This is a genomic window from Arthrobacter sp. AD-310 (assembly GCF_054656615.1).
The window spans coordinates 1-26,812 of the sequence record NZ_BAAHNO010000021.1 but is presented as its reverse complement, the minus strand read 5'-3'; the positions used below and the strand labels follow the sequence as shown (position 1 = coordinate 26,812).

General features: G+C 68.1%; 23 protein-coding genes. 13 read left to right on the top strand and 10 right to left on the bottom strand.

Going from position 1 to position 26,812, the window contains the following annotated elements; genetic code table 11:
- Positions 1–14 precede the first annotated feature (14 nt).
- Entirely contained in the window at positions 15–446 is a 432-nt protein-coding gene (locus ACYQ1Z_RS13605) for a hypothetical protein (RefSeq protein ID WP_459793063.1), read from the top strand.
- Between the two features lie 10 nt (positions 447–456).
- On the opposite strand, the gene ACYQ1Z_RS13600 is transcribed toward ACYQ1Z_RS13605, so the two are convergent.
- Positions 457–1,770 (bottom strand): cell division protein PerM, encoded by a 1,314-nt coding sequence (locus tag ACYQ1Z_RS13600; protein ID WP_459793062.1) that lies wholly within the window; start codon positions 1,768–1,770, stop codon positions 457–459.
- 153 nt (positions 1,771–1,923) lie between these two features.
- Between ACYQ1Z_RS13600 and ACYQ1Z_RS13595 the strand changes: the two genes are divergently transcribed.
- Positions 1,924–2,385: a DUF4383 domain-containing protein gene (locus ACYQ1Z_RS13595; protein WP_459793061.1), complete on the top strand. Its 462-nt coding sequence runs from the start codon at positions 1,924–1,926 to the stop codon at positions 2,383–2,385.
- Positions 2,386–2,607: 222 nt separating this feature from the next.
- Here the strand turns inward: ACYQ1Z_RS13595 and ACYQ1Z_RS13590 are convergent, their stop codons facing one another.
- On the bottom strand, positions 2,608–3,489 hold the full coding sequence (locus ACYQ1Z_RS13590) for a DUF2382 domain-containing protein (protein ID WP_459793060.1): 882 nt from the start codon (positions 3,487–3,489) through the stop codon (positions 2,608–2,610).
- Between the two features lie 264 nt (positions 3,490–3,753).
- Between ACYQ1Z_RS13590 and ACYQ1Z_RS13585 the strand changes: the two genes are divergently transcribed.
- Both ACYQ1Z_RS13585 and ACYQ1Z_RS13580 read left to right on the top strand, forming a co-directional pair.
- A complete protein-coding gene (locus ACYQ1Z_RS13585; RefSeq protein WP_459793059.1) occupies positions 3,754–4,911 on the top strand; it encodes a glycosyltransferase family 4 protein in 1,158 nt (385 codons plus the stop codon).
- Positions 4,908–6,308 (top strand): UDP-glucose dehydrogenase family protein, encoded by a 1,401-nt coding sequence (locus tag ACYQ1Z_RS13580; RefSeq protein ID WP_459793058.1) that lies wholly within the window; start codon positions 4,908–4,910, stop codon positions 6,306–6,308. The genes ACYQ1Z_RS13585 and ACYQ1Z_RS13580 overlap by 4 nt, the downstream gene beginning before the upstream one ends.
- A gap of 27 nt (positions 6,309–6,335) precedes the next feature.
- Here ACYQ1Z_RS13580 and ACYQ1Z_RS13575 read toward each other — a convergent pair whose 3' ends face one another.
- The gene (locus ACYQ1Z_RS13575; RefSeq protein ID WP_459793057.1) at positions 6,336–7,202 is read right to left on the bottom strand and encodes an HAD hydrolase family protein; all 867 of its coding nucleotides are present in this window, start codon (positions 7,200–7,202) and stop codon (positions 6,336–6,338) included.
- A gap of 178 nt (positions 7,203–7,380) precedes the next feature.
- On the opposite strand from ACYQ1Z_RS13575, the gene ACYQ1Z_RS13570 reads away from it, so the two are divergent.
- From ACYQ1Z_RS13570 to ACYQ1Z_RS13555, 4 genes are all read left to right on the top strand, one after another.
- Positions 7,381–7,650, top strand: a complete 270-nt coding sequence (locus tag ACYQ1Z_RS13570; protein ID WP_459793056.1) for a GlsB/YeaQ/YmgE family stress response membrane protein — start codon at positions 7,381–7,383, stop codon at positions 7,648–7,650.
- A 171-nt stretch (positions 7,651–7,821) separates the two neighbouring features.
- Entirely contained in the window at positions 7,822–9,987 is a 2,166-nt protein-coding gene (locus tag ACYQ1Z_RS13565) for a sensor domain-containing protein (protein WP_459793055.1), read from the top strand.
- A gap of 129 nt (positions 9,988–10,116) precedes the next feature.
- The gene (locus ACYQ1Z_RS13560; protein ID WP_459793054.1) at positions 10,117–13,230 is read left to right on the top strand and encodes a response regulator; all 3,114 of its coding nucleotides are present in this window, start codon (positions 10,117–10,119) and stop codon (positions 13,228–13,230) included.
- Positions 13,227–14,141: a GGDEF domain-containing response regulator gene (locus ACYQ1Z_RS13555; RefSeq protein ID WP_459793053.1), complete on the top strand. Its 915-nt coding sequence runs from the start codon at positions 13,227–13,229 to the stop codon at positions 14,139–14,141. Before ACYQ1Z_RS13560 ends, ACYQ1Z_RS13555 begins: the two co-directional genes overlap by 4 nt.
- A 15-nt stretch (positions 14,142–14,156) precedes the next feature.
- On the opposite strand, the gene ACYQ1Z_RS13550 is transcribed toward ACYQ1Z_RS13555, so the two are convergent.
- Entirely contained in the window at positions 14,157–14,618 is a 462-nt protein-coding gene (locus ACYQ1Z_RS13550; protein ID WP_459793052.1) for a hypothetical protein, read from the bottom strand.
- A gap of 230 nt (positions 14,619–14,848) precedes the next feature.
- Between ACYQ1Z_RS13550 and ACYQ1Z_RS13545 the strand changes: the two genes are divergently transcribed.
- On the top strand, positions 14,849–15,400 hold the full coding sequence (locus ACYQ1Z_RS13545; RefSeq protein WP_459793051.1) for a dihydrofolate reductase family protein: 552 nt from the start codon (positions 14,849–14,851) through the stop codon (positions 15,398–15,400).
- On the opposite strand, the gene mmuM is transcribed toward ACYQ1Z_RS13545, so the two are convergent.
- Positions 15,372–16,331, bottom strand: a complete 960-nt coding sequence (gene mmuM / locus ACYQ1Z_RS13540; RefSeq protein ID WP_459793050.1) for a homocysteine S-methyltransferase — start codon at positions 16,329–16,331, stop codon at positions 15,372–15,374. The genes ACYQ1Z_RS13545 and mmuM overlap by 29 nt on opposite strands.
- A 90-nt stretch (positions 16,332–16,421) precedes the next feature.
- Between mmuM and ACYQ1Z_RS13535 the strand changes: the two genes are divergently transcribed.
- On the top strand, positions 16,422–17,201 hold the full coding sequence (locus ACYQ1Z_RS13535) for an IclR family transcriptional regulator (RefSeq protein WP_459793049.1): 780 nt from the start codon (positions 16,422–16,424) through the stop codon (positions 17,199–17,201).
- Between the two features lies 1 nt (position 17,202).
- Here the strand turns inward: ACYQ1Z_RS13535 and ACYQ1Z_RS13530 are convergent, their stop codons facing one another.
- Both ACYQ1Z_RS13530 and ACYQ1Z_RS13525 read right to left on the bottom strand, forming a co-directional pair.
- Positions 17,203–17,955 carry an IclR family transcriptional regulator gene (locus ACYQ1Z_RS13530; protein WP_459793048.1) on the bottom strand — a complete coding sequence of 251 codons (753 nt, stop codon included), beginning with the start codon at positions 17,953–17,955 and terminating at the stop codon, positions 17,203–17,205.
- A gap of 162 nt (positions 17,956–18,117) precedes the next feature.
- The gene (locus ACYQ1Z_RS13525; protein WP_459793074.1) at positions 18,118–19,530 is read right to left on the bottom strand and encodes an amino acid permease; all 1,413 of its coding nucleotides are present in this window, start codon (positions 19,528–19,530) and stop codon (positions 18,118–18,120) included.
- Between the two features lie 334 nt (positions 19,531–19,864).
- On the opposite strand from ACYQ1Z_RS13525, the gene rlmC reads away from it, so the two are divergent.
- Entirely contained in the window at positions 19,865–20,992 is a 1,128-nt protein-coding gene (gene rlmC / locus ACYQ1Z_RS13520) for a 23S rRNA (uracil(747)-C(5))-methyltransferase RlmC (RefSeq protein ID WP_459793047.1), read from the top strand.
- A 10-nt stretch (positions 20,993–21,002) separates the two neighbouring features.
- Here rlmC and ACYQ1Z_RS13515 read toward each other — a convergent pair whose 3' ends face one another.
- Both ACYQ1Z_RS13515 and ACYQ1Z_RS13510 read right to left on the bottom strand, forming a co-directional pair.
- Complete coding sequence (locus ACYQ1Z_RS13515) at positions 21,003–21,641, bottom strand: FMN-binding negative transcriptional regulator (protein WP_459793046.1); 639 nt, start codon at positions 21,639–21,641, stop codon at positions 21,003–21,005.
- A 26-nt stretch (positions 21,642–21,667) separates the two neighbouring features.
- Positions 21,668–22,606 (bottom strand): DMT family transporter, encoded by a 939-nt coding sequence (locus ACYQ1Z_RS13510; RefSeq protein ID WP_459793045.1) that lies wholly within the window; start codon positions 22,604–22,606, stop codon positions 21,668–21,670.
- On the opposite strand from ACYQ1Z_RS13510, the gene ACYQ1Z_RS13505 reads away from it, so the two are divergent.
- A complete protein-coding gene (locus ACYQ1Z_RS13505; RefSeq protein ID WP_459793044.1) occupies positions 22,605–24,026 on the top strand; it encodes an aminotransferase-like domain-containing protein in 1,422 nt (473 codons plus the stop codon). The two genes, ACYQ1Z_RS13510 and ACYQ1Z_RS13505, sit on opposite strands and share 2 nt — an antisense overlap.
- A 118-nt stretch (positions 24,027–24,144) precedes the next feature.
- Here ACYQ1Z_RS13505 and ACYQ1Z_RS13500 read toward each other — a convergent pair whose 3' ends face one another.
- A complete protein-coding gene (locus ACYQ1Z_RS13500; protein ID WP_459793043.1) occupies positions 24,145–24,969 on the bottom strand; it encodes an SDR family NAD(P)-dependent oxidoreductase in 825 nt (274 codons plus the stop codon).
- A 139-nt stretch (positions 24,970–25,108) separates the two neighbouring features.
- On the opposite strand from ACYQ1Z_RS13500, the gene ACYQ1Z_RS13495 reads away from it, so the two are divergent.
- On the top strand, positions 25,109–26,692 hold the full coding sequence (locus ACYQ1Z_RS13495; protein WP_459793042.1) for an alkaline phosphatase D family protein: 1,584 nt from the start codon (positions 25,109–25,111) through the stop codon (positions 26,690–26,692).
- The last annotated feature ends 120 nt before the right edge of the window (positions 26,693–26,812 follow it).

Below are 26,812 nucleotides of genomic sequence, written 5' to 3'. Positions count from 1 at the left end.
GTAGGCTGGAAAACATGAACAGCACCCCCGGGCCGGCGCAGCAGCAGCGGAACAGACCGCCGCTCGGTGAGGCGGCAAAAGCGTCGCTGGCCAGGACGCATACGCTGTTCCGGATCTTCGTTGTGTCAGTCCTGGGCGCGTTCTTCGTGTACCAGCTCGACGTCGGCTACCTTTGGCTGACCGCCATCCTGACCGCAGCAAGCCTGGTCCTCGGGATAGTCCTGCTGGTCCGGTCAGCGCGGTTAAAGGAATCCAGGCTGGTCCTGTTCGGCACCATCTCCGGGCTGGTGGTCTCGGCCATCCTGGTCCTGCTGATCCTCGTCACGGCGTTGTTCTTCAACCAGGTCCAGGAGTACCAGCAGTGCCTTGGCCGGGCACTGACCGACCAGGCCCAGACGGCCTGCCGGGTCCAGCTCGAGAACTCGCTCCCCGCCCGGCTCCCCTAGCAGCCCCGAACTACTTGACCAGCTCCAGCTCCGCTTCACCTGCAGCCCGTTCACGTTCCAGCCAGGGCCCGGCAGCGTAGCCAATCACGACGCCGGCTCCCACCTCCGCTGCCACCCAGATCCCGGTCCACAGCGGGTCGGGGCCGATTTCCGTCAGGCGTCCAATGCCGGCCGACCCCCGCGCCAGCCACGCCAGGACCAGGGAGAGCAGCCCGGCGGCCAGCCCCGTCAGCGCACCGAGCACCAGGGTGGACGCGGCCGCCGTGAACCAGCGGGCCCGGATTTTGATGGAGAGCCATTCGTCAAAGTGGTTCTCGCCCTCGCGCAGGAACCACCAGCCGGCCAGGACACCGGCCAGCACCGGCACGATCAGCGCCACGAACGCATAGTCCAGCGGCCCGCCCGGAATGGCCGCCAGGACGGGAATCGAGGGCAGCGGTCCGACTGCTGTACCCAGCGGACCCACCTGCGACCCCACGCCCATCGCGAAGCCTGATCCGGACACCCAGGCGAGGGCAAAAACGACCAGGTTGGGCAGGTAGCCGAGTTGCGCGACGGTGAGGGCAGCGCCTCCGGTGGCGCCGGCGTCGAGGGCTTCGTACACGGCCACCACCAGGTTCCAGTGGATGAACAGGTCCACGGCGAGCAACGCGGCGGCGAGTGACAGCGCCGCCACTACGGCCACAAAACCCGCCTTGGCAACGGACGCAAGGTAGGAGCCGGCCCAACGGGAGTGCTGGCTGGTGCGCGAAATCCAGTCCACGGCATCGACGCCGATGAGCCGACTCCAGGATCCGGCCTCGCGGCGGGCACCGATCACCATGCCGAGGGCGTAGGGAACCAGCGGCACCAGAATCGCCTGGCCCAGGTTGATACCGACGTCGGGCGTGCGGCAGACGAACCCGGTGGCCGCGCCGAAAGCCGCGTACACCACCCAGGAGCCAAGCAGCGCCTGCCAGAGCTGGTCCGTGTACGAGGCGCGGGCCAGGCGCCGCCCGGCCCGCCAGGCCAGGAGGAACGGGATAAGGGTCAGCCCCAGGGGCACCAGGGTCAGGGCTCCTGCGTCCCCGCGGGCCGCCGCCTCCGCGCCTGCCGCGTGCAGCTCGAGCGGCACGCCATGGACCAGCAGCCAGGACTGTCCGGCCAGCCGTGCCAGGGTGTCGAACTGGCCGTCCTGGAAGCCGGCCGTGGCCCAAACGGCAACGATTGGAGCGAGAACCACCAGGGCGGACAGAAAGGCCGCCTGGGCAGTTTCAACGGCACCCTGCAGCCACAGGGGCATGGGAAGGCCACGGTCTCCGGTCTGATCAGCACGCAGTTTCATCGTGTTCCATGGTGTCACGCCGGGTCCGCCGAGCCCGGAAGCGACAGGCTCAAGGAGGGCCTGCAGGAGGGCTGTTCGCAGCCATGGCCCGACGCTTTTTTCGTGCGCCAGCCGTAAAATTGGTATGTCCACAATCAGCGGTTGGAGGCGAGAATGACTACCGCATCCCCACATGCACACGGTGTCCACTTTGGACGGACAGATGTCCAGAACGCCGGTATGGGTGTGGGTATCCTTTTGTTGCTGGTCGGGATCCTGGGCTTCGTGCCCGGCGTCACCACCCAGTACAGCGAATTGATGTTCCTGGGACCGGACTCCCACGCCATGTTCCTTGGCGTATTCCAGGTATCAATGCTCCTTAACATCGTGCAGCTGGCCATTGGGGCAACAGGCTGGGCGATGTCACGCACAGAACACGGCGCACGCAACTTCCTCATCGGGGCCGGTGCGCTGTACGTAGTCCTGGGCATTTTCGGGTTTATTGTCGGTGTCGATTCGGCGGCCAACTTCCTGTCGCTGAACATGATGGACAACTGGACCCACCTGGTGCTGGGCGTCGTAATGGCCGGGGCTGGCTGGCTGCTCTCCCGGAGCGGTGCCCGCGACAGGACCTGACCCGGAAACCGTAAGCCGGGAAAACAGGAGCCGCGAATGAGAGATGAACACTAAGTTCTGAAGATATTCGTCCTACTGGCTGGTGCAGTCACCGCCTTGGCGGGGCTGCACCAGCATCAGCCTGCTGTACCTGCAGGCACACGGCTGACGCCGGGACCTTGAAGGTCCCGGCGTCAGCCGTGCATGGTCCCGGGTCGGTCCGGGGCCTGGTTATAGGCCGGGCTAGAGGCGGCGGTCGTCGTCCACGCCGTCGGCTTCGATGCGCTCCTTGCGGACTTCCTCGTTGACCGTGACGTCGTCCTGGACAACGTCCTTGTCGAGGCGGACCCGTTCCACCGGAACGGCTTCCTTCTCCACCACGGGGCGCTCCTCGTGCAGGGTCACCTCGTGCTCTTCCTCGCTGATCGCCGGGCCGGACATGGCGGCACCGCGGTTGGCGTCCGTGATGGGCTCGCGCTCCAGCCGGACTTCCTCACGCTGCACGGGAACGGTCTTGGTGACGTTCTCGGTGGTGACGTACTTGCGCAGGCGGACGCGGCCCGTGGCTTCGCGTTCGGTGCCGACGTGCAGCCGCTCCTCGGACCGCGTCATGGCGTCGTCCGTGTTGGGCCCGGACGTGTCGTGGCCGACGGTTCCGCGGCCGGCGAGGTCGCGGTCACGGTCCAGGTCGCGGTCGCGGTCCCGGTCGAAGTCGGCGTCGCGGCCGAGGCCGGCCGTGGGGGTGCCGGCGTTGAGGTCTGCATCGCCCTGGAGGTCCACGTCATTCCTGGCGTCGGTGTAGGTGCGGGCCCCGCGGTCGTAGTGGGTGTAAAGGCGGTCCTCTTCCTCGGGGGTGAGGTGGCCGTCAACGTCCACGCGGGGAGCATCCTTGACGTGTTCCTTGGTGTACGGAACCACCAGGTCATCGCCCTGGGTGTGCGAGCCTTCGACGGGGACGAAAGACTGGGAGGTGCCAAAAAGCCCCGTCTTGACGGTGACCCAGGTGGGCTCCCCCGTGTCATCATCCGCGTACAGCTGTCCGATCGAGCCAATTTTCTCACCGTCGGATCCGATGACATTGCCGTTCCGGTTGAGCAGGTCTTCAATGTTTTCGCGGTTGAGCATGACGTCTCCTTTGGATGTGTCGGTGCACTGGGTTTGCCAGCAATGGAAGCTCCGGCACGGGGTTCCCGTCCACCGGCCTCCGCCCCGGCTGCTTGAGGCTTGGCGCTGACTGCCCCTCTACCCTAAGCATGCTTAGCATCAGATGCCAAGCCTACTTAGTAATTTTTTTAAAGCCGCTTCCGGGCCACTCCTGTTCACCCAACCTTTCCTTTCGGGTCACACATTCGCTTCCGCCACGTCAGGGCCGGAGCCCACGGTGGAGGGGTGAGGATCGCAATCGTTGCCGAGTCATTCCTGCCGCTGATGAACGGTGTCACGCACTCCATCCTGCGGGTCCTGGACCATCTGCAGGACCGGGGCGACGACGTCCTGGTCATCGCCCCGGCCAGCCAGGACGGGGACGCACCGGACCAGGTGAAGGGCGCGGACATCCACCGGCTGCCGGCGGTGCCGCTGGCCGGCTACACGAACGTGCGGGTGGCAATGGGGGGTGTGTACCGGGTCAAGCGAATCCTTGCCGACTACGCACCCGATGTTGTCCACCTTGCTTCGCCGTTCGTCCTCGGCTGGCGGGCGGTCCAGGCAGCCCACCAGCTGGGCATCCCCACCGTTGCCGTCTACCAGACCGAAGTTCCCGGCTACGCGGCGAAGTACGGCGTTCCGTTCCTGGAGAACTGGGCCTGGAACCGCGTCGAGAACATCCACCTGCTCGCCACCCGCACCCTGGTGCCCTCCACGTTCGCGCTAAACCAGTTGCGCGGCCGCGGCATCCCCCGGGTCCACATGTGGCGGCGCGGGGTGGACACGGCGCGCTTCGCCCCGGAGAAGCGCGACGACGGCTGGCGGGCTTCAGTAGCGCCCGGCGGAGAGCGGATCGTCGGCTATGTTGGCAGGCTCGCCGTCGAAAAGCAGGTGGAGGACCTCGCGGCGCTGGCCGGGATGCCGCGCACAAAGCTGGTGGTCGTGGGCGACGGACCCCAGCGGCCCGCCTTGGAGGCAGCCCTGCCCGGTGCGGTGTTCACCGGCTTCCTCGGCGGCGAAGAACTTGCCAGGGCCGTGGCGTCCTTTGACCTGTTCGTCCATCCCGGCGAGTTCGAGACCTTCTGCCAGACGATCCAGGAGGCCATGGCGTCCGGTGTTCCCGTGGTGGCCACCGGCCGGGGCGGGCCCCTGGACCTGGTGGAGAATTCCCGGACGGGCTGGCTGTACGAGCCCGGCGATCTCGCCGCGCTGCGCAGCCGCGTCCTGGACCTGGTGGGCGACGACGCCAAGCGCCGCGCATTCGCCGCAGCGGCCCACGCCTCGGTTCAGGAACGGACCTGGCCGGCCCTTTGTGCCGAGCTCATAAGCCATTACACGGGAGCCATTGCCGGCGCACCGGTTCCGGCCGGGCCCACCACCCCCAAGGGAGCACAACTGTGAAAATTTCCGTTACTGGCTGCGGCTACCTGGGTGCCGTCCACGCCGCCACGCTCGCGTCCATGGGCCACACTGTTGTCGGCATCGACGTAGATGCTGCACGGGTGGAACACCTGGAGCACGGCGCGGCCCCCTTCCACGAGCCCGGCCTCGATGAGCTGCTTCGGGACGGCCTGGCCGGCGGCAGGCTCCGGTTCTCCACCGACCCCAGGGAGGCCAAGGACGCCCAGGTCCACTTCCTGTGCGTGGGAACGCCGCAGGACAAGACGTCCGACGCCGCCGACCTCACCTTCCTGGTCTCCGCTGTGGAAGCCCTGCTGCCGCACCTGGCCGCGGGCGCCGTCGTCGTCGGTAAATCCACCGTGCCCGTTGGCACCGTGGACCTGCTCCGCCGCCTCCTGGCCCCGCGGCCGGACGTGCTGCTGGGCTGGAACCCGGAATTCCTGCGGCAGGGCACGGCGGTGAAGGATTCGCTGGTACCCGACCGGCTGGTGTACGGCGTTGAGGGTGGGCGGGCTGCCGCGTTCAGCCGGCCGTCCGGCGCACCGCTGGGGGTCACTGCCGTGCTCGACGCCATCTACGAGCCCCTGCTCCGCGCCGGGATCCCCCGGATCGTGTGCAACTTCGCCACTGCGGAACTCATCAAGTCGGCCGCCAACGCGTACCTTGCCACGAAGGTCAGCTTCATCAACGCCGTGGCCGAACTCTGCGACGCATCAGGCGCGGACGTGACCGAACTCAGCGAAGCAATGGGGCTGGACCCCAGAATCGGGAACCGGTACCTGCACGCCGGGCTCGGTTTCGGCGGCGGCTGCCTTCCCAAGGACATCCGCAGCTTCGGTGCACAGGCCGCCGTCCATGGTGCAGCCGGCGTGCAGGACTGGATGCGGCTGGTCGACTCGGTGAACCTGGGCCAGCGGGAACGCACTGCCAGCCTGGCCGCGGAGCTGTGCGGCGGCAGCGTGTCCGGCCGCTCCGTCACGGTGCTGGGCGCGTCGTTCAAACCGGACACCGACGATATCCGCGACTCCCCCGCGCTGGACGTGGCCGACCGGCTGGCGGCGGCCGGGGCACACGTGACGGTAACGGATCCCAAGGCCATCAACCACGCCTGGCGGCGCTACCCGCGGCTGCGCTTTGAAACCTCCACGGCACGTGCGCTTGCGGACGCCGAACTCGTGCTGCTGCTGACGGAGTGGGACGAGTACCGGCAACTGTCCCCTGCCGCGGCCGGCGGGATGGTCCGACGGCGGGTGGTGCTGGACGCACGCAACGCCCTCGACGCTGCCGCCTGGGAGGCCGAGGGCTGGCTGGTGCGGGGCTTCGGGACCTCCGCCCCGTCCCCGGCAGCACCTGGCACGGCTCCCGTCGCGAAGGGGCAGTTCAGCGCACGCCGCTGATGCGGGGCCGCCGGTACAGCGATTGACTCAGCCCAGGAGTCCGAGCTCGGCAAACGCGAGCGCCACACCGTTCCCTGCCGGCCCCGGGGTAACCCTGTCGGCGACGGCCAGTACGCCGGGGTGGCCGCCCTCGATGGCGATGCCCACCCCCGCGTACTCGAGCATTTCGATGTCGTTGGCGCTGTCACCGATGGCCACAATATCCCCGCGCTGCAGCCCCAGGCGCTCCTCCAGGACCTGGATCCCGACCGCCTTGTGCGTTCCGGCCATATAGATCTCGCCGGCACGATCGCCCAGCGCGGACAACGAACTGGGGATGAGCGCCACCTCCGGCCCGAAGGTGGGCATCAGTTCCGTCAGGGGCACCGGCGAGTCGAAGCAGGAGATTTTGGCGTACGAGGCTGAGCGCAGGTCGTCGCTGTACTGCATCGGCCCCAGGATGTCCTCCAGGGGATCGACGTCGGTGCTCAGGACTCCGTCGTGCCGGGGGCGGCCGGCAAACACGGGGCCGAGCACCTCCCGCAGCCGCTGGTCCACACCGGTGCGGCCGTGCAAGGCCTCAGGTGCCTCCAGGATGTAGGCGGCGTTGTGCTCGTCCAGGGTTTCCACGATCAGGGCCGCCAGGTCCGGCGCGAACCGGGTGTCCTTGAGGACCTCCCCGTTAAGCTCAACGCGCGCGCCCGCACCGGTGATGACGCCGTCGAACCCGGCCTCCAAAATGTGGGCCGGGACCATGGACAGCGGCCGCCCGGTGCAGACAAAGACCAAATGGCCCAGCGCGCGTGCCGTGCGCACTGCCTCCACGTGGGCGGCCGGAGCGAGCCCGTGATCGGCGTACGTACCATCGATGTCGAGGAAAATGGCGCGCGGCCGGTCAGTCTTCTGGCTGGGCATGCCGGGCTCCTTAGTCAGCTGCGGGAACACCCAATCCTACCCAAGCGGCAATTTCCGGCCACCAACTGACAGTCATCCTGTGACATTGAAAGCCTTGCAGGGAAGTAAGCACGCTGATTGAATTAGGAACACCGGAAATGGGGGCCCGGCACAACTTAACGATCTAAGGAGTGACAACATGGGCATTCTCGGATTTCTCATTTTGGGCCTGATTGCCGGCGCTATTGCCAAGGCAATCCTGCCGGGCCGCCAGGGCGGCGGCTGGGTCATCACCATGGTCCTGGGGGTTGTCGGCGCCATCCTGGGCGGCTGGATCGGTTCGCTGATCTTCGGCGGCGGGCTGGCAGAATTCTTCGACATCCGCACCTGGCTGCTGGCCATCCTCGGTTCCATCATCGTGCTGCTGGTCTACGGGGCAGTCACCAACCGCAGCCACCGCAGGGTGTAGCAGCACCGCATCATTCCACACAGGCGAAACGCCGCCCTCCACGCGGAGGGCGGCGTTCCTGCCTTCTGGCCGGACCGCCGCCGGCGCCCCAGGTAAACAGTAGGCACCGTTTCCTCTCCTCCGGGGGAAATTCCCCGTTTCGCGTTTATGATGTGCGAGGGGGGTGGTGTTATGGCTGCATCGGGCCACGGCATAAATTCGGTATTTCGAACATTTGGCACAATTCTGGATGCCAACCCGGACGCCCTGCTGGCCCTGACGGGCGACGGCACCATCACAATCGCCAACGCTGCTGCGGCCAGGCTCTTCGGCTTTCCAAAGGAAGGGTTCCCGGGCCGGGATTACCGCACGTTCCTGGCTCCCGGCTTCCACGAGCCCGCGGAGCATTTGGTACAGCAGCTCCTCGCAGGCACGGAAAGCTACCCGCCGCCGATCGAGGTGCGTGGCGTCCACGGGGACGGCACCGAGTTTTCCGCCGAGGTGGCCGGTTCCCTGCTTCCCGCCGATGTCCACGCCGCCGTTCATGACGCGCCCGACGACGGCGTCCGCACCGGGGCGCAACTCCTGCTGTCCGTCCGGGGTACTTCGCACCGGAGCGAGGCGGAAGCGCACCTGCGGGAAGCCATGTCCTTGCTGTCCGCCGCGCTGGAGTCCACCGCCGACGGCATCCTGGTGATCAGTTCCGAGGGCCGCGTTGCCGGCTTCAATGACCAGTTCCTCAGCATGTGGAACATCCCGCCGGAGCTCCTGGACGGTGACACGGAGGAACCGATCATGCGGCTCATCGTTGCCCAGGTTAAGGACCCCGTCGCCTTTATGGCGCGGCTGACGGTACTGCACAACGACCCCGAAGCCGAAAGCCACGACGTCCTGGACTTCAAGGACGGACGCACGCTCGAGCGCTACTCCCGTCCGCAGCGGGTGGGCGAGAACATTGTGGGCCGGGTGTGGAGCTTCCGCGACGTGACTCCGCGGCGGCAAGCCCAGGAGCAGGCACAGCAGGCCATGCAGGACCTCGCTGCGCAGGCGGAAAAACTGCGGGCCATGGCCTTCCAGGATCCCCTTACGGGCCTGGCGAACAGGGCGGTGTTCAACGATTCCCTGGCTGAGGCGCTGGCGGAGCCCCGGCTCAAGACCGTGGATGTCCTCCTCCTGGACCTGGACGACTTCAAGGAGGTCAATGACATCCTTGGCCACCAGGCCGGCGACGACATGCTGATCGAGGTGTCCCGCCGGCTCCGTGGCTGCGTCCCCACCGCCGACGTCGTCGCCCGGCTCGGCGGCGACGAGTTCGTGGTGCTCCTGACCGCATGCCCGGACGCGGACGAAATCGCAGCCTGCATCGTGCGCTGCCTGCACGTTCCCGTCACCATCAGCGGCAGGCTGCTCCGGCCCAGCCTCAGCCTGGGGCTCGCATCACTGGCCCAGGACAGCGTGGGCCCGTCGGAGCTCCTGCGCCAGGCCGATATCGCCATGTACGCTGCGAAGGCCGCGGGCAAGAACCGTTTCCTGCGGTTCCATCCGGACATGATGACGGCGCTGGTGCAGCGGACGGACATGGAAAGCGCGCTGCAGCTTGCCGTGCCGCGCGGCGAAATCACCGTGGACTTCCAGCCCATTGTGTCCCACCGCATGGGCCAGGTGGTCAAGTTCGAAGCGCTGGCAAGGTGGGAGCGGGACGGGCGCCGGATCCCGCCGTCGGTTTTTATCCCGCTGGCTGAACGCACCGGACTGATCAACGAGATCGGCGCGGAGGTGATGGCGCTGGGGATGGTGGAGCTGGCTGGATGGCTGAGCCGGGACCCGTCGCGGTCGCTGTCCGTCAACGTCTCGGGAGTCCAGCTGCAGGAACCGGACTTTGCCGCCGGCGTCCTCCATCTCGCCGAAGCCAGCGGCGTCCCCGCCTACCAGCTGGTGCTCGAGGTGACCGAGAGTGTTTTCTTCGACGCCGACTGCAACCTGATCAGGCAGCTTTCCACGCTGCGGGATGCCGGCGCCCGCGTGGCCCTGGATGACTTCGGGACCGGCTATTCGTCGCTGGGCCGGCTGCAGGACCTCCCCGTGGACACGGTAAAGATCGACAAAACGTTTGTGTCCATGGTGCGTACGGGCGAGGAGCGGCTGCCCATCCTCAGCTCGATGATCAACATGGCCCACAGTTTGGGCCTGACGGTCACGGCAGAGGGCGTGGAGACGGCGGCCCAGGCGGACTACCTGACCGCGCTGGAATGCGATTCCCTGCAGGGCTACCTCTTCTCGCTGCCGGAACCGGGCGCCAGGCTGCAGTACGCCCTGCGCCAGGCGGAAGAGGCGCTGCATGCCCTTAAGGCCCGGTGAGCGAGGTTCCGGCCCGGCCTTTTTCGGTGATGTGAGGGATATCATAAAAAGGCGTCTCCACCCAGGTCTCGGGTGGGCCCCGGCCTCACCTCCGGGGGCTCCGGGCGCCGCTGGGGGGAGGGAATTTCCGTGTCCAAGACTGGTCTCGGTGAACAGGGTCGCCCGGGACAGGGCCACCCGGAACACCCGCGCACTGTGCTGACCGGCGGAACTGTGCTGACAGGCGGAACGCGGCCGCTATGGCTGGTCCTGGCGGCCATCCTGGTACTGGGAGCGCTGTGGGCGTATTTCGCCGCCAATAACGGCACACCGCATGCCCTGGTAACAGGCGACTTCCTGATCCTCGCGGCCTCGTTGCTGGCGGGGGCGAGCTGCACCCGCGCCGCTGTCCGGGGCGGCCCCAACGCCCGGGCCTGGACCTTCATGGCTGTTGCCGTGTTCGTGTGGGCGGCAGGGATGGCGGTCTATGCCTACTACGGCCTCGCGTTCGACCACACCTATCCCTTCCCCTCGCTGGCGGACGCCGGGTTCATCGGGTATGCGCTGCCCGCCGTCGTCGCGCTCTTCCTGTTCAAGCGCCGGACCGGCAGCCCGGTGGCGCTGTACCGGGCGGTGATGGACGCGGCAGTGATTGCCGGTTCGGTGCTGGTGGTCAGCTGGTACACGGCACTTGGCCCTGCCGTGGACTCCGTCGGAGACCCGCTGACCCGGATCACGGGCATGGCCTACCCGGTTGCGGACCTCGTGATCACCTCGCTGGTCCTGGTCCTGGCCATGCGTCGGCAGCCCGGTGAGCGCCTCCCCTGGCTCTGCTTCGGCGGCGGCATGGTGGTCCTCGCCGTCACGGACAGCATCTACGTGCGGATGACATTCGACGGCGTCACGGGCGCCACGGGCTCGCCGCTCGCCCTTGGCTGGATCGCCGCCTTCCTCCTCATCGCCCTGGCTCCCCTGGCTCCGAATGCGGAAGGCACCGGCAGGGACCGCACCACATACACGCTTGCCCTTGAGCTGCTGCCGTACACCCCCCTGGTGCTGGCCGTGCTGCTGTTCGCGGTCCCCCACCTCAGCGAGGTAAACCCGTTCCTGGTGGTGGTTGGAGCCATCCTCCTGGCCAGCGTCCTGGCCCGGCAGGTCCTCATTGTCTTCGAGAACATCCGCCTGACCACCGGCCTGGAGGAGGAGGTGGCAGTACGGACCCGGGAGCTGGAGACGGCACGGGAGGCGGCCATGGAGTCCAGCCGGCTCAAGTCGGAGTTCCTCGCCACCATGAGCCACGAAATCCGCACCCCCATGAACGGGGTGGTGGGCCTGACGTCCCTGCTGCTGGAAACCCGGCTGGACGAAACCCAGAAGCAGTACGCACAGGGCGTGAAAGGCGCCGGCGAGGCCTTGCTGGCCCTCATCAACGACATCCTGGACTTCTCGAAACTCGAGGCCGGCAAGGTGGACCTTGACGTCAGGCCGTTCGACCCCAGGGTACTGGTGGAGGAGGTGGCCGGGCTGCTGGCCGAACCGGCACTGGCCAAGAACCTCGAGCTCATCGGCTACTGCGAGCCGGAGGTGCCGGCCCGGTTGGAGGGCGACTCCGGCCGGATCCGTCAGATCCTGCTGAACCTCGCGTCCAATGCCGTCAAGTTCACAGCGTCCGGGGAAGTATCCATCCGCGTCCGCACGGAAAACCCCGGGGCCGCCCCCGGCAGCACCTCAACCATCCACTTCGAGGTCCGGGACACCGGCATCGGCATCGATCCCGCCCACCACCGGAAACTGTTCCAGTCGTTCTCCCAGGCGGATGCCTCCACCACCCGCCGCTACGGCGGCACCGGGCTGGGCCTGGCCATCAGCAGCCGCCTGACCAAGGCCATGGACGGCGACATCGGACTGGAAAGCACCCCCGGCCAGGGCAGCACGTTCTGGTTCCGCCTGCCCCTGCCGGTCGCCCCTCCGTCCACCGACCCCGTCCCGACTGCCGGTTTCCTCGCCGGACTGCGCGCGCTTGTGGTGGACGACAACGCCACCAACCGCCTGGTGCTGGAATCACAGCTGCGCGGCTGGCGGCTCCAGCCCGAGGCCGTCCCGGACGCCCAAACGGCCCTGGCCCGCGCCCGCCAGGCCCGGGCAGCCGGCGAGCCGTTCCACCTTGCCGTGCTGGACCTGTGCATGCCGGACACTGACGGCCTCGAACTGGCGCGGCGGATAAAAGCAGACCCTGAACTGGCAGGCCTTGAGCTCATCATGCTCACCTCCACCATGCAGGTGGATGCCGCTGACATCGCAGACGCTGGTGTACGGGAATGGCTGACGAAGCCGGTGCGCAGTTCCGAGTTCTACAACCGCCTGGTCCGCCTGATGTCCACCCGGAACCCCTCGCCCGCGCCGGAACCGTCCGGCGGGCCGCCCGTCCCGGCCCCGGCCTCCGGCCCGCACCGCGGGCGGGTCCTGGTGGTTGAGGACAACGAGGTCAACCAGCTCGTGGCCCGCGCCACGGTGGTCAAGTTCGGCTATGCAGTGGACGTGGTGTCCAACGGTGCCGAAGCCGTGGACGCCACGGAGGCGACCCGTTATTCGGCGGTCCTGATGGACTGCCACATGCCGGTGATGGACGGTTTCGAGGCCACACGCGTGATCCGGTCCCGCGGCGGGATGTACCGGCTGCCGATCATCGCCATGACCGCCGGGGCACTGGATGGCGACCGGGAGCGCTGCCTGGCCGCCGGCATGGATGACTACCTTGCCAAACCCGTTGACGCGGCCGCCCTTGAGGCCGCGCTGGCACGCTGGGTGCCGGAGCAGGTCCCCCAGCCCCTGGCGGTCACGGGGGCCGGTGCCGCTGCCGGCACCCGGCCCGCAGCCAACACCGGCCCGGACGCCGCCGACAGGCAGGGAGCACCCTCGCTGGATGGGGAGAGGCTCGCCCTGCTCCGCAGCCTCGGCCCCGAGGACGGGCGCGGCCTGCTGCCCGCCACCGCGGAGGCGTTCCGGAAGGACCTCCCGGGGCGGCTTGCGGCGCTGCGCTCCGCCATCGACGACGGCGGGCCGCCGCTGGTGCAGGCCGCCCACGCCTTGAAGGGTGCGGCAGCGAACATCGGCGCTGCCGCCGCGGCGGCGATCTGCGCAGAGCTTGAGGAGCTGGGCAGGGCCGGCAACCACACTGCCGGTGCGGATGCGGTGGACCGGCTCGAGGCCGAACTCCGGCGGGTGGATGCCGAACTCGACGCTGCACTGGGGGTGGATTCGTGAAAGTCCTGGTGGCCGACGACGACCCGGGGTCGCTGCTCGTGGCACGGGCCGCCGTCGAACGGTCCGGTCACGAGTGCCTGGCCGCGGCGGACGGTGACGCGGCATGGGCGATGTACCTGGAGCACAGCCCGGACGTGGTGGTGACCGACTGGATGATGCCGGGAATGGACGGGCTGGCCCTCTGCCGCGCCATACGCGCCCGGGAACTGGACCTGTACACGTACGTTGTGCTGCTGACGTCCCAAGGCTCGCGGGATGATGTACTGGCCGGGCTTGAGGCCGGCGCGGACGACTACGTCACCAAGCCGCTCGATCCGTTTGTGCTGCATGCCCGGCTCCTGGTCGCCCGGCGGATCACCACCCTCCATGCCGACCTGGCGCATTACCGGAAGGTGCTGTCGCAGCAGGCGCGGACGGACCCCCTGACGGGGCTGCACAACCGGCTCAAGCTCGCGGAGGACCTTGAGCAGCTGCACGCCCGCAGCATCCGTTACGGCGAGGAGTACAGCCTGGCCATGTGCGACGTGGACAACTTCAAGGCTTACAACGACATCTACGGCCATCAGGCCGGGGACCTGGCCCTGCGCACGGTCGCCGCCGAGCTGTCGGGGCAGGTCCGCAAGAGCGACGGCGTGTACCGGTTCGGCGGTGAGGAGTTCCTGCTGGTCCTCCCGCACCAGAGCCTCAAGCGCGCCCAGGCCCTGCTGGAACGCGCCCTGGCGGCCGTCCGCGAACTCGCCATTCCCCACCGCGGCGACCCGTCCGGCCAGTTGCGGCTCAGCGCGGGGATTGCCACGTTCCAGCCCGGGCAGGGCACAGCGGCGGAGACCCTGCTGGGCCAGGCGGACGCTGCCCTCTACGCCGCCAAGGCGGCGGGGCGGAACCGGGTGGAACTGGCGTCGGGGAACTGAAGCCGTCGGTGCCCGTCAGGCGGCTTTTTTGGCGCCGGACTTCTTGGTCGCGGGCTTTTTGGCTGAAGGCTTATTGGTTACAGGCTTATTGGTCGCCTGCTTCATGGCCGGCTGCTCCACGGCCGGCTCCCGGCGCGGCTCCGCAACCCCGGCGTCCACCGCTGCCTCTGCCGGCCGGGGCTGGACGGCCGCAGCCTGGCGCGTGCCGGCGTCGTCCGTTTCAGGTGCAGCAGCCGCGGCCCGGTTGAGGCGCCAGCGGCGGAGGAGGTCGGCGGCGGCCAGCAGGCCGGCCAGCGGCGTCAGCACGGCTGCGCCATAGACAAAAAGCATCCAGGTGAGGGTGGTCAGCGGCGGCTGGTTGTTATGCAGCAGGGACAGCCCGCCGAGCAGTCCCACGGCCCAGAAAAGGACTACGGCCGTCAGCACCGCTGCGGCGGGAAAATACTGGTTGGTCACAATTTTTTTCAGGGTTTCCATGCACTTCCTCCTGCCTGGCCGGGGCTGCGGAAAGTGGCCGCATCAACACAAGTATGGGGCCCGGATTTGCCGAAACCGTGCAAGACGCGGGGGCGAGTGATCAACCTAACGGGAGGGCCGCCGTCGTCCGTCTTTTGCCCTGCGGTGTCCGGTTTTCGGGACATCCCTTCCCCGCGCCGTTGCGCCTGATTACCGTGTGTTTGTCCGCCCGATTTCATGGAGGTTTTCGAATGCGCAAAGTGACCGCCGGCCTGTTCCATTCCGTCGATGGCGTGGTGTCCGATCCCTATAAGTTCCAGTTCGACAGCTTCGACGACGAGCTCGGAGAGGGCCTCACCAAGATGATGGACACCGTGGACACGGTGGTGCTGGGCCGGGTGAGCTACCAGGAATGGGCGGGCTATTGGCCGAACGCCTCGGTGGATGAGGATTTTGCCGCCTTTATCAACCCGGTGGAAAAGTTCGTGGCGTCCCGGACGCTGACGGAGCCGCTGGAGTGGCAGAACTCGCGCCTGATGGACGCACCCCTTGAGGAGTTCGTCCGGGCGTTGAAGGAGCGCGACGGCGGTGAGATCGCCGTGTGCGGCAGCATTTCGGTCACCCGCCAGCTGCTGTTCGCCGGGCTGCTGGACTCACTCACCCTGATGACCCACCCCGTCGTGGCTGGCAGCGGCCGGCGCCTGTTCGAGGACGGCGACCCCACCACCCGGCTGGTGCTGCAGGACGAGCGGCGGACCAGCAAGGGCAACGTGATCAGTACCTACGGGCTGCTCGGCCAATAGCGACGGCGGCGATGTCACCCGGGGTTGTCCGGCAGCAGCCGCCGATGATGCGCGCACCGAGGTCCCGCCAGGCGGGTGCCCCACTGGCCAAGTCGTGCGGTGCGGGCGAACCGGCATCGCGGGCTGCGGGGTTCCAGGTCTTGGTGGCGGGATCGTAGGTTTCGCCGGAGTTGGGGTAGGCCAGCAGTGGCATCTCCGTGGCCTGGCCGAGGGCGGTGAGCGCGGGGGTGACCAGGTGCAGGGGCACGCAGTTCACTCCCACCGCGGCCACCCTGGCTTTGCCGTCCAGCAGTGCGGCCACTGACGCCAGGGGTGTGCCGTCGCTGATGTGCGCGCCGTCCCGGAGGGAAAAGGAAAACCAGGTGTCGACGTCGAACTCCTCCGTGAGTGCCAGCAGCGCCTGGGCTTCGGCGAAGGAGGGCAGGGTCTCGAAGGCGAGGACGTCCGTGCCCGCCTCGGCGAGCGCCGCAACCCGGGGCCGGTGGAAGTCGCGGAACTCCTCAACGGACAGCACGTAGTCGCCGCGGTATTCGGACCCGTCCGCCAGGTAGGCTCCGTACGGCCCGACCGATCCGGCAATCAGCAGGGGGCCGGCGTCGGGGACAGCTTCAAGGTGCTGCCGCCGTGCCTCGTCCGCCAGCCGGACCGAGAGCGAGACCAGTTCCAGCGCCGCGGCCTCGTCCATTCCCCGCCTCGCGAAGCCGTGGGGCGTGGCCTGGTAGCTGGCGGTGGTGGCGATCCTGGCGCCTGCGGCGAAGTAGTCCCGATGCACATCCCTGATCAGCTCAGGCTGTTCCAGCAGGACCTTGGCCGACCACAGCGGATCATCAAGGTTGCAGCCGCGGGCCTCGAGTTCGGTGGCCAGCGCGCCGTCCGAGACGAAGTGGTCCCCGGATGAGACCAGGGTGGACAGGGAGCTGGGGCTGGGCATGTAGTCATCATAGGCATCTGTCCATGCTCAAGACGATCAAAGTCCGTTGGCCGGACGTGCCCCCGGACCCCTCGCACTAGACTCGGGAGCATGCCGAAATCCTCCAGTATGGGCCGCGGAATCCAGGCCGTCCTTGCCGTTGGAGCACGGCATGCCGCCGGGTTTCCCGGCGGGACGGTGGCGGACATCGCCGCGGACCTGGGCAAGGACCGCAGCCAGGTTTCCCGCAGCCTGCGCAGCGCCGGGCAGGAGGGCTTCCTCGCCAGGACCTCACGGACATACGAACTGGACTGGTCCCTCCTCACCGACGCCCAACTGATCACCGGGAGGCGCTTGAAGACCGACGGCGGTACAGCCCTTGACGCGCTGGCGAGCGGCATCGACGAAGCCTGCTTCCTCGGGGTCCTGCACGGGAACAGCACCGTCACCATCGGCGAGAGTGTGCCGGCCAGCAGCAACCTGGTTGGATCGTGGTTGGGCAGGCCATACCCCGCCTACTGCAGTGACGCCGGCCAGGCTGTGCTGTGGGAAGCTTCGGATGCCGAGGTGCGGACGGTTTTTGCCGGCGTCGACTTTGTGCGCCACGGGCCGAACACACCCAGGGACGTGGATGATTTTCTGGCACGCCGTGCCGCAGCCAGGGACCGCGGCTACTCGATTGTGGACCAGGAGGCGGAGCCCGGGCTCTATTCCCTGGCCGTCCCGGTCCGCGACTTCAAGGGCGATGTTGTGGCCGCGTTGCAGATCGTTGGCATCAAGGACCGGCTGGAGCCGCGCCGGGACGAATGCGCCGCAGCCCTGGTCCGGCAGGGGCAGTGGCTCGAGTCCCGGCTCGGGTTCCAGCCGCAGGACCAGGCCCAGCTGTACTGAGTCAGGATGCGCGCAGGCGGTCCGCGGCGCGGCGCAGTTCGTCGGCAGCCTTCGCGCCGGACCCTACCTGCGCGGGGTTCCCCAGCACGCTGAGTGCGGCGAGGATGCTCCCGCCGGGGTCCCGCACCGGCACGGCCACTTCGACCACCTCGTGCTCGTATTCTTCGCTGGCGGCGACGAACCCTGCGGCCCGGTCGCGGACCATCAGGTCCCAGACCTCCGCGGTAGTGTGCGCGGCGCCCGGGCCGCCGATTCCGATGTAGTTCACGTCCTGCAGCAGGCCTTCCAGGGCGGTCCGGTCGAAGTCCCAGAGCAGCGCCCGGCCGGCACCCGTGCACCACGCGGGGGTCACCATTCCGGGCTGGACGAAGCTTCCGGGCAGGGAGTCGTTGCTGGAGCTGCGAAGGAGGATCACGCGGAACCCGTCGCGGACGGACAGCCGTGCGCGCAGCCCAAGCACGGCCACCAGTGCTTCAAGTTCGGCCTTCGCTGCCCGCACCCATCCGGTATTGCGGGCGGCCGCGAGGTTGAAGAACCCCGGTCCAGCGCGGAACGGTCCACGGTCCTCGCGTTCCAGGAGTCCAAGGCCGCACAGCTCCTGGGCCAGCCTGGAGACGCGGCTTTGTTCCATCGCCAGTTCGGCCGCGATCTGGGAGACGCCCAGCAGCGGGCCGCCCTTCTTTTCCCGGTCTGCCACCAGCCGCACGATCCGGAGACCCTGCGCCGTTGATGACGCCTCAGCGGACGAATCCACGCTTCCTTTGCCCCTCCTGGCCAGTAACCCGGCACCATTCTTCCACGGCACGCCCTTCCCGTCCGCGCGGCCGTGGCCGGGTTTGCGCGGACGACGCCGACACCCCGGGAAAGTGCCTGGCGCACCTTCCCGAGGTGCCGCCGTCGTACGTTCCTTGGAAACTTAGGCGGCGCCTCGCGCCCTGCGCCCATGGCGGAGGTGGAAGTAGGCGTAGCAGCCCGCGACGAACGGGACGCCGAAGTACAGCGCGGGCGCCTGGGCGGGGTCGAGGGCGATGCCGACCAGAGAGACGACGCAGAGGCTGAAAGCCAGGATGGGGACCAGCGGGAACAGCGGCGCCTTGTAGGCGAGGGTGGAGATGTCGCCGCCGGCGCGGACAAAGGCGCGGCGGTGGAAGAAGTGGGAGGCCGTAATGGACATCCACACGCCCACCACTGCGAATCCGGCAACGGACACCAGGACCAGGTAGACCGTCTCCGGCGCCACCACGCTGCTGATGAGGGAGGCCAGGCCGCCCACCATGCTGAGGGCGAGGGCGGTCAGCGGGATGCCGCGGCGTGTCAGCTTCTTCAGGGCGCGGGGCGCGTGGCCCTCGTCGGCCAGGGAGTAGAGCATGCGGGCGCAGGAGAAGAGGCCGCTGTTGCCGGCGGAAAGGAGCGCGGTGATGATCACGAAGTTCATGATGTCCGCCCCGAAGGGGATGCCGACGGCGGAGAAGACCGTGACAAACGGGCTTTCGTCGAGGCCGACTTCGCCGTAGGGAATGGTGGCGGCGATGACCGCGATGGCGCCGACGAAGAAGATGAGGAGGCGGATCACGGTGGTGCGCAGCGCCTTGGGGATGGCCGTACCGGGGTCCCTGGTTTCGCCGGCCGCGACGCCGATCAGCTCGGAGCCGGAGAAGGCGTAAAAGACGGCGAGCACGGTGACCAGGACGCCGGTGAAGCCGTTGGGGAAGAGCCCGCCGTCGGTGGCGAAGTTTTCGAAGAGGAAGGGGTGGTCGCCCCCGGCGCTTATCAGACGGAAGCCGAAGAGTGCCGCACCTCCCAGGACGATGAGGCCGATGATCGCGGCGACCTTGACGATGGCGAACCAGAATTCGGCCTCGCCGAAGAAGCGTGAGGATACGGCGTTTAGGCCAAACAGCACCGCGGCAAAGACCAGGCACCAGACCCAGACGTCAACGTCCGGGAACCAGCGCTGCATCAGTAGGCCGGACGCGGTGAACTCGGAGCCGATGGCCACCGCCCAGCAGAGCCAGTACAGCCATGCCGTGGCGAAGCCCGTGGCCGGTCCGATGGAACGGGCGGCGTAGATGTGGAACGCGCCGGACACCGGGTGGGCGATGGCCAGCTCGCCCAGGCAGGCCATGACCAGGTACACCACGAACGCGCCGATGAGGTAGGCAATCACCGCGCCGAGCGGGCCCGCCTGCGAGATGGTGTAGCCGGAGCTGAGGAACAGGCCCGAACCGATTACGCCGCCCATGGCAATCATCACCAGGTGGCGCGGGCCCATGGACCGGCGCAGCCCCGAAGCAGGTTCCGGTGTTGCCGGCCGGGCATCGGGGGTCATTGTTGTCGGTTCCACGGGCGTCTCCAGGGAGGTGGTTGGCGGTTCTGCGGGATTTTAGCGGGGTGCCAGGCCGAATCCGGACCACGTGGAGGCGGAGCGGATCGAAGAAAAGGTCGGCGGCACTGCCGAAAGTAGCACGCCCCCCGAATATAAGTGCATTAAGGGCATACCTTCATGCTTATGTTGCACGTTGTTACCTACCCCGCCGCCGTCGTGGGGCACATTGGCACGGACACGCCGGGATTTGAGGTCTGGGTGGCTGCATTTGAAGTCAAAGTCTCCCGGGAAGGGCGGCTGGGGGGATAACCGCAGGAGCGGGTAGAATTGACCGGTCATGCACTGTTCCTACTTCGACGCCGGCGTGTGCCGCTCCTGCACCCATATGGGCCGGCCCTACGAGGAACAGCTCTCCGGCAAACAGGCACACTGCCAGACCCTCCTCTCGGACCACAGCGCGCTGGAGTGGCTGCCACCCGTGGCCAGCCAGGAGTCCGGTTTCCGGAACAAGGCCAAGATGGTCATCAGCGGAACCGCACAGAACCCCACCATCGGCATCCTTGACGCCGAGGGACACGGCGTGGACCTGCGCAAATGCGGCGTTTGCTCCCCCGGGCTGCGTGCCGTCTTCCCCGTGCTGGCCACCTTCATCCGCAAGAACCGCCTGACGCCCTACGACGTTTCGAAGCGCAGCGGCGAACTCAAGCACGTCATCATCACCGAGTCCCCCGACGGCGAGGTCATGCTGCGCCTGGTGCTGCGCTCGGAACAGCTGCTGCCGCGCATCCGCAGGCACCTCCCCGACCTCCTGGCGGCCCTGCCACAGGTGAAGGTGGCCTCGGTCAACCTGCTCCCGGAGCACAAGGCCGTACTGGAAGGCGACCGCGAGATCCTGTTGACGGAGCAGTCCACCCTCAATATGCGGGTCAATGACTTTAGCCTGCACCTGCGCCCGCAGAGCTTCTTCCAGACGAACAGCGGGATGGCCGCCGCCCTCTACCGGCAGGGCCGCGAATGGGTCAACGAACTGGCGCCTGCCTCGGTCTGGGACCTGTATTGCGGCGTGGGCGGCTTCGCGCTGCATTCCGCCGCGCCGGGCCGAACGGTCACCGGCATCGAGTTCAGCAGCGAGGCCATTGTGTCCGCGAAACTCAGCAGCGAAGAAGCCGGACTGCAGGGTATGGAGTTCGAGGCCGGGGACGCCACAGCCTTCGCCGTGAATTCAGAGCAGTCGCCGGAACTGGTCATCGTGAACCCGCCCCGGCGCGGCATCGGCAAGGAGTTGTGCGGCTGGCTGGAGTCCTCGGACGTGCAGCATGTTGTGTACTCGAGCTGCAACGCCCAGTCGCTGGCCCGCGACCTGGCCGCACTCCCCTCCTTCACCGCACGGCGCGCCCGCGTCCTGGACATGTTCCCGCAGACCACCCATTACGAGGTCATGGTCCTGCTGGAGCGGGCCAGCTAGAGCGCCAGGCTCACTCCTGACCTGGTTCACCCAGGCGGACGCGTTCGACGGCGGCCGCGCCGGCTTCCTGCCCGGCAGCCCGCAGTCCCGCCACCACTCCTGCGGCGTCCGCGGCTGACCGGTTCTGGCTCAGTTTCTCCTTCGCCTCGATCCGTGTGATCACCAGTTCCATGCCCACGATGGCGCGCAACTGCCCGGCGATGAACTTCTCCGGGGCATCGTCAACCGACCAGGAGTGCTCCCGGCCGCCCTCATGCAGCCCGGTCAGGCGACGGACGTGCCGTGCCAGCCAGCCGGCGTCGTCATGGACCACCAGCTCGCCGTAGACATGCGCGGTGCTGTAGTTCCAGGTGGGGACGACGCGGCCGTGGTCGGCCTTGGACGGGTACCAGGACGGAGAGATGTAGGCGTCCGGCCCCTGGATGATGGCCAGTGCCTCGCCCTTGGCCGGGGCGGAGGCCTGCGGATTGTTCCGGGCGAGGTGTGCATGCAGCGCGCCGTGCTCCCCCACGCCCCGCTCGTAGACGAAGGGCAGCAGCGTTGCCATCAGGCCGGCGTCGGTCATGGTGACGAGGTTGGCCGCGCCGGGGCTGGCGAGCAGGTTCCGGGTGGCGGCGGGTCCGGCGGCGAAGTGGGCGGGAATGTACATGGAAAGTCCTTTCGGGACGGTGCCGGTCAGGAGGCGGGCTTGAGGCGGACGCGGACGGCGGCGCCGGCGCAGAGGATGACGGCCAGGCCGCCGATAACCGTGGACCAGGTGACAGCTTCGCCCAGCAGGAGCGCAGCCCAGCCGATGCTCAGGACCGGCTGGATGAGCTGGATCTGGCTGACCCGTGCGATCGGGCCGATGGCGAGGCCGCGGTACCAGGCAAAAAAGCCCAGGAACATGCTCACGACGGCGAGGTAATCGAAGGCTGCCCACTGGCCGGGCGTGGCCGACGGCGGCCGGCTGGCCAGCGCAACCACGGCCAGGACCAGCATGGGCGGGGCAGCGAGGACCAGGGCCCAGGCAATGGTCTGCCACGAGCCGAGTTCGCGGGCGAGCAGGCCGCCCTCGGCGTACCCGACGGCGCAGCACAGCACCGCGCCGAGCAGCAGGAAGTCGGCCCAGTGCAAATGACCCATGCCGCCCGACTGCATGAACGCGAATGCGATGGCCGCCAGCGAGCCCAGTGCCATAACCGCCCAGAACGTTGCGGGCGGATGCTCCCGGGTGCGCAGCACCGCCGCCATCGCCGTCGCGGCCGGCAGCAGGGCAATGACCACGGCGCCGTGATCCGCAGGAACGGCTGTCAGTGCATAGGAGGTGAGTAGCGGAAAGCCGACGACGACGCCGCCCGCCACAACCGCCAGCCTCGCCCAGGTGCGGGGCCGGGGAAGCCGCTGCCGGGTGAGTGCGAGTGCAACGGTGGCGAGGACGGCCGCGACCACTGCCCGGCCTGATCCAATAAACAGCGGGGAGAGGCCGGCCACCGCGACGCGGGTGAAAGGCACTGTGAAGGAAAAGGCTGCGACGCCGAGGAGCCCCCACCAGATTCCGGAAGGTGTTTTGGCCGGCGTCCCCGCCGGTATCGCTGGACCCGAAATAACGATAGCGCTACTATGATCTTTCATGAATAACGATAGCAGTTCGCGGATCGTTGTGGCACTGAAGCAGTGGATTTCCAGTGCTGCCCCGGGTGCCCGGCTGCCGTCCACCCGGTCGTTGGTGACGGAGTACCAGGCCAGCCCGGTGACGGTGCAAAAAGCGCTGCAGGTGCTGACGGCGCAAGGGCTGATCGAAAGCCGCCCCGGGGTGGGGACCTTCGTGAGGGCGGTCCGGACTGCCCGGCCCGCCGACTTTGGCTGGCAGACGGCGGCACTGGGCGCCCCGCCGTCGGCCCTTCCCACTGCCTCAAGCACCATGCGCGACGTGCCCAACAACGTCATTGCCTTCCACTCCGGCTACCCGGACCGGGAGCTGCTGCCGGAGCGGCAGGTGCGTTCCGCACTGGCGAGGGCTGCCCGTGGGGACGCGGCGCTGTCCCGCCCGCCTGCCGCCGGGATGCCGGAACTGCAGCAGTGGTTCGCGCAGGAGCTCGGGTCCGCTACTCCTGCGGGCATCACGCCTCCGGCTCCCAGTGATGTGATTGTGCTGCCTGGAAGCCAGAGCGGGCTGAGCTCGATCTTCAGGGCGCTGGTGGGTGCCGGGCAGCCGCTGCTGATGGAGTCGCCCACGTACTGGGGCGCGCTCCTTGCCGCGGCGCAGACCGGTGTGCGCGTGGTGCCCGTTTCCAGCGGCCCGGACGGTCCCGATCCCGCTGAACTGGCGCGGGCGTTCGAGGAGACGGGCGCGCGGGCCTTTTATGCCCAGCCGAACTACGCCAATCCCGCCGGCGCGCAGTGGGCGTCCGGGCGGGGCGGCGAGGTGCTGGACGTGGTCCGGGCGCATGGCGCGTTCCTGATCGAGGACGACTGGGCGCACGATTTCGGCATCACCTCCCAGCCCGTGCCGGTGGCAACACGGGACGACGCCGGGCACGTCATTTACATCCGCTCGCTCACCAAGAGTGTCTCAACGTCGATCCGGATTGCCGCCGTCATCGCCCGCGGCCCGGCCCGCGAGCGCATCCTGGCGCATCGGGCCGCGGAGTCGATGTACGTGAGCGGACTGCTGCAGGCCGCGGCCCTGGATGTGCTGACGCAGCCGGGGTGGCAGACCCACCTGCGGGGGCTGCGCCAGCAGCTGCAGTCGCGGCGGGACCTGCTGGTGACGAGCGTCCGCGAGCACGTGCCGGATGCCCATATCGAGCTGCTGCCCAAGGGCGGGCTGAACCTGTGGCTGCGCATGCCGGACGGGACCGACCTGTCCCGGCTGATGCGGGACTGCGAGGACAAGGGGGTCATCATCGCCGCCGGTACGGAGTGGTTCCCGGCCGAGGCCCCGGGCGCGTTCGTCCGGCTCAACTACTCCGGCCCCAACGCGGCCGCGTATCCGGAGGGCGCCCGGGTGATCGGCGAGGCCCTGGCCCGGCAGCACCCCAGGCTGGGTTGACCGGAATGCGTGACTTTTGACTCCGGCCCGGGACAGAAGCCCCGGCTTTCCAGGGCTAGGGGTTTACCCGGGGACCCATAAGTTTCGCATTCCGGCCGGGACAGGAACGGAAAGCTGGTCAGGAAACCTTCCCCACCAGTTCCTCGCTCTTTTCCCACAGGCCGCGGGCCAGCGCTGCGTCGTAGGCCTGGGGGTTGGCCTTGGCCAGGGCGCGCCTATAGTAGTAGGCGCCGGAAATCCAGTCGGTGCCCGCTGCGCCGTTTACCAGCCATAGCAGGGTGTCGGCCCCCTGGTCCGGGGTGAGCATGAAGCGGTTGAGCACACTCTTGTAGGCATGCCGCCACGGGCTCTCCGACTCGGCCGCGAAGTTGGTGCGGACCACGCCGGGGTGGAAGGCCGCCGTCGTAATTCCCTGGTCATGGAAGCGGCGGTGCAGCTCGGACGTGAAGAGGATGTTGGCGAGCTTGCCGGTGCCGTAGGCGCGGTTCGGCGAGTAGCGGCGGGCGCCGGTAAGGTCCGCCAAGTCCAGCTTGCCGAAGCTGTTGGCGCCGCTGGAGGTGTTGATGACCTTCGCGCGGCTGGCGGTGAGCGTGTCCATCAGCAGCGTGGTGAGCAGGAACGGCCCGAGGTGGTTGACCTGGAACGTGGACTCGTTGCCGTCCACGGTGAGCGTGCGCTTGCCCATGATGCCGCCGGCGTTGTTGGCCAGGACATCGATCCGCGGATAGTCGGACTTCAGCTGGGCGGCCAATTCGCGGACCTGGTCCAGTTCGGCGAAGTCGGCCAGGAAGTAGTCGGCGTTCAGCTCCTTGGCGAGGGCGCGCGTCTTTTCACCGGAACGGCCGACAACCACCACCTGCTCCCCTGCCTTCGCCAGGGTGCGGGCGGCGGCGGCGCCGATGCCGTCGCTGGCGCCGGTGATCACGATGGTGCGAGGAGTCACGGGATGTCCTTTGGTCGATGGGGGCGCCACAAGGGGCGCACAGTAGGAACCAACGACGGCGGCACTCGCCATGTTCCCGTAACCGGCCATTCACATCCTCCACAGAAGCAGTCCAACCGGCCTTCCTACGTTGGACGGCATGGACACCATCTCCCGCAGAACCCTGATCTCCGCCGGCCTCGGGGCCGGCCTTGTTGCCGCCCTGCCGGGTGCCGCCGTCGCCGTTTCAACCGCTGACGACGCCGGCCTCCGCAGCGACCCGTTCCTGCTCGGCATCGCGTCCGGCGAACCGTGGCCGGACGGCTTCGTCATCTGGACCCGCCTCGCACTGGACCCGCTGGCCGAAAACGGCCTCGGCGGAATGCCATCCCGCAACGTCGCTGTCGCCTGGGAAGTGGCCGAGGACGCGGGCATGCGCTCTGTTGTAGCCCGCGGCGTCGAAACCGCGCGGATCGAAACAGCGCACTCCGTCCATGTTGAGCTGCGGGGGCTGAAGCCCGGCCGCGAGTACTTCTACCGGTTCCGCGCGGGCAAACACCTCAGCGCGACCGGCCGCACCCTGACCGCCCCGGCGCTGCATGAAACGCCCGCGGCCCTGGCCATGGCATTCGCCAGCTGCTCCCAGTACGAGCACGGCTACTTCACCGCCTACGCGCGCCTCGCCGAGGACCACCCGGACCTCGTGCTGCACCTTGGCGACTACCTGTACGAGTACAAGAAGGGCAGCTACGTGATCGGCGGCGGCAATCCCCGCGACCACCAGGGCCCCGAGACCGTCACGCTTGAGGGTTACCGGCAGCGCCACGCCCAGTACAAGTCCGACGCCGACCTGCAGGCTGCACACGCGATCGCACCGTGGCTGGTGGTCTGGGACGACCACGAGGTGGATAACAACTGGGCGGACGAGGTCCCGGAGAACAGCGACGCCGGCCAGATGAACGACACGACCGAACGGTTCCGCCAGCGCCGTGCGGCCGCGTTCCAGGCGTACTACGAGAACATGCCGCTGCGTGCCTCGTCCGTTCCGGCCGGTTACGACATGAAGATTTACCGCACCATCCAGTGGGGCCAGCTCGCCAACTTCCACATGATGGACACCCGGCAGTACCGTGACGACCAGCTGGCGGGCGACGGCTGGAAGAAGAACGTGGCCGAGCGGCTCGCCGAAAACCGCACCATCACCGGCGCCGAGCAGGAGAAATGGCTGCTGGACGGTTTCCGGAACTCCACCCAGCGCTGGGACATTTTGGGCCAGCAGGTCTTCTTCGCGGAACGCGACCGGGCACAGGCCCTCGAGGTCGACGACGTCTCGATGGACGGCTGGGACGGTTACGCCGCCTCCCGCCGCCGCATCACCCAGGGCTGGATCGACGCGAACGTGCGCAACGCCGTCGTCCTCACCGGCGACGTGCACCGCAACTGGGCCAACGACCTCAAGGTGGACTACAAGGACCCCGCCTCGCCCGTGGTCGGCTCGGAACTGGTGTGCACCTCTATCACCTCCACGGGCAACGGCACCGGATCCACTACGGATCCGGTGATGGCCTGGAACCCGCACCTGAAGTTCTTCAACGACAACCGCGGCTACGTGAACACGAAGATCACCAAGGATGCCATGACCGCGGACTTCCGCGTGCTGGACTACGTCACGACGCCGGGCGCTCCTGCCTCCACGAAGGCCTCCTTCACGATCCGGGACGGAGTCCCCGGCCTCCAGGCCTGAGCAGCCGCGTCGAAAATGCAAGTAGCGGGGGGGGGGGGGGGGGGGGGGGGGGGGGGGGGGGGGGGGGGGGGGGGGGGGGGGGGGGGGGGGGGGGGGGGGGGGGGGGGGGGGGGGGGGGGG